The following is a 2,786-nucleotide window of genomic DNA, read 5'->3' on the forward strand; positions in this document are numbered from 1 at the left end:
CCGGCATGGAGAGCAATATCGAGATGAGCTACTTCCGCCTGCGGATGTAAGGGGCCTCCCAACGCGCGCAAAGCGCGATCGAAACAATCCGCGCAAGATGGGTAAGGAGAGGCCACGTTTTGGCCGCTCCATTGCTCCCGACGTCGCCATGCCGGATCGCGCCGCTTCCGCGCAACCGCCTTCCCTCCCGCGCGTGGCGATCGGTTTCAACAAATGCGGCACCCGCTCCCGGGGATGCCATGGCGGCCTGGTCGCGGTTCGGGCGTGGTGATCCCGAGCTTCTAGATTTTCGCCCGGCCCAGCAGTTTTCGCAGCAGTCGCGCCTCCCGCCCCGGTCACGGACCGGGAGGGCCCTGCTCAATCGTCGGATTTGTAGCTGTAGCGGTAGTTATAGTGATATTGGTAATGACCGCCATAACGCTCGGCCGCCTCGGCCTTGAAGCCGTTGAGGACCGCGCCCGTGATCGACGTGCCCGCCGCCTCGAAGCTCGCCTGCACGGCACGCACCGCGCCCTGCATCGTCTCGAGATGGCGCGCGATCACGATGCTCGCGCCTACGGAGCGCCCGATCACCACCGGATCGGTGACCGCAAGCGCGGGCGGCGCATCGACGATGATGAGATCGAACTCGCTGTCGAGCTGGCGAAGCATGGTCCCGAACTCGGCCCGCATCAGCAGTTCCGACGGGTTCGGAGGGTAGCGGCCCGAGGTGATCAACTTCAGCCCCTCGACCGGCCCGTCGCGCATTACCTCTTCCAGCGCCTTCTCGTGGCCGAGATAATCCGAAAGGCCCTCCACCGTCTTCGGCAGATGCAGGAACCGCGCGAGATAGCCTTTGCGCATATCTGCATCGATCAGACAAACTCGCTGCCCCGCTTGCGCCGCGACTACGGCGAGGTTGATCGAAAGGAAGGTCTTGCCCACCCCCGGCGCGGCCGAGGTCACCTGGATCGAGTTGGTCTGCGCATCCAGTAGCCCGAAATGCAGCGAAGTGCGCAGGGATCGCAGCGCTTCGGTCGTCACGGCGTCTGAATGTTCAAGCGCGAAGATCGGCAGGTCGCCCTTGCGGTGACGTAGATCGGACGCCTCCTTGGCGAAGGGAACGGTTGCGAAGACTGGCAGACCGAGCGCTTCGATCTCTTCGGCGCCCTTGATTCCGTGACGCAGCGCGCGACGGATCAGAACGTAGGCTGCGCCGATGATGAGACCCAGTATCCCCGCCAGCGCGACGATCCGAGATTTGCGCGGCGCGACCGGGATGATGCTCGCATAGGCTTTGTCGATCACGCGCACCGAACCGACAGTCGAGGCGCGCACGACCTGCAATTCCTGCGATCGGTTGAGAAGCTGGGTGTAGACCTGCTGCGCCACTTCGAGGTTACGCTGCAGGTTGAAGATGTCCTTCTGCGTCTCCGGCAGCCCTTGGGTCGCCTTCTTCGCCTGTTCCAGCTGCGCTTGCAGTTCCTTGCGGTTTTGCAGCAGCGCCTGATAGGCGGGGTGGTTGACCGTGTACTGGTTCTTCAGCTCGGCCTCTTTCAGATCGAGCGCGGACAGTTCCCCCTCGATCTTCGTGACGCGCTCCAACAGGGCCTGGGTCTCGTATTTCACGTCGACCGATTTCTGCTTCTGGCGATAGGCATTGAGCGCCTGCTCCGCCTCGGACACGTTCTTGCGCGCCTCGGGCAATTGCTTCTGGATGAATTCGAGGCTGTTCTCGGCGGAGGCCGAATTGCGCTCGATATTCTGGTCCACGAAAGACGCCGCGATCGCGTTGAGGATCTCTTCCGCGCGCTGGCGGTCGGTGTCCTGATACGCGGTATGCAGGATGTTCGAACCGCGCGGGCTTTCGGAGACCGAAAAGTTTTCGCGCATCGCCTGAATCGTCGCGTTGAGAGAGCGGCGCCCGATGTAGAACTCGCGGCCGACCGGGGCATCCATCTCGGATAGCGCAAGCGCGAAATCGCCATCGCGCGCGGTAACTTCGTGGCCGACCGTACCGCTGACTTCGGTGCCGTCGAGCAGCGTGACGCGATAGCTGTCCGCGCCGGTCACGGTCAGCGTCATCGGCTCTCCCTGCCATTGAGCGGGCACTTTCAGCTTACCGATCTGAACCGTCTCTGCGTTCCACTGGTATTGGGTGAACAGGCCCGGATCGGGCAAGTGCAGGTTCGCGGGAAGCATGCCGATAAGCGGCAGCCGGCGCGGAATGACGAAGTTCTGCAGGTCGAGCTTGTTCGCCGCATCGCCCAGCACCAGCCGCGACGACATGATCGCGATCTGGGTCTCGGCCTGCGATTTGCCGCCAACATCGCTGCCGAGAAGCGTCTGCATCGACTCCGGAAGCGCCGACAGACCGTTTTGCGACTGCTCGAGCTGCAACAGGCCGTTCGCCTCGTAGACCACCGGTTTGCGCAGCGCGACGAAAGCGCCGAGGATCACAGCCAGGGCAAAGGCCAGCGCGATCCATTTCCAGCCCCCCAAAAGCGCGCCGGCAAGCGCCATCAGGTCGATTTCGTCATCCTCGACCTCGGGCTGCGCAGCATGTCTCTGGGTTATCTCGGAAATTTGCTTCATCTGTCCCGCTCAATTTCTCAAATGCTTATCCAAACCCACGCGCGCCGCCAGTTACGCCGCTCACCGTTTCGGCGCGAGGCGCGAGACCCATGCCTCGCTCGCGGCGGAAATCTCGGTAAATGCCTTGCGATGAGCCTCGATCGGCTCGCGGTACGGGTCGGCGATCCCCTTGCTGCCCATCCATTGATCGAACAGCATCACCCGCCCGCCCA

Annotated in this window: 1 protein-coding gene; it reads right to left on the reverse strand. The window is 63.0% G+C overall.

Features of this window, described 5'->3' with window-relative positions:
- Nucleotides 1–357 precede the first annotated feature (357 nt).
- The gene (locus DEM26_RS20090; RefSeq protein ID WP_109173298.1) at nt 358–2,574 is read right to left on the reverse strand and encodes a polysaccharide biosynthesis tyrosine autokinase; all 2,217 of its coding nucleotides are present in this window, start codon (nt 2,572–2,574) and stop codon (nt 358–360) included.
- Nucleotides 2,575–2,786: the final 212 nt, after the last annotated feature.

It is taken from the genome of Thioclava sp. NG1 (assembly GCF_003122275.1).
Taxonomy (GTDB): Bacteria; Pseudomonadota; Alphaproteobacteria; order Rhodobacterales; family Rhodobacteraceae; genus Thioclava; species Thioclava nitratireducens.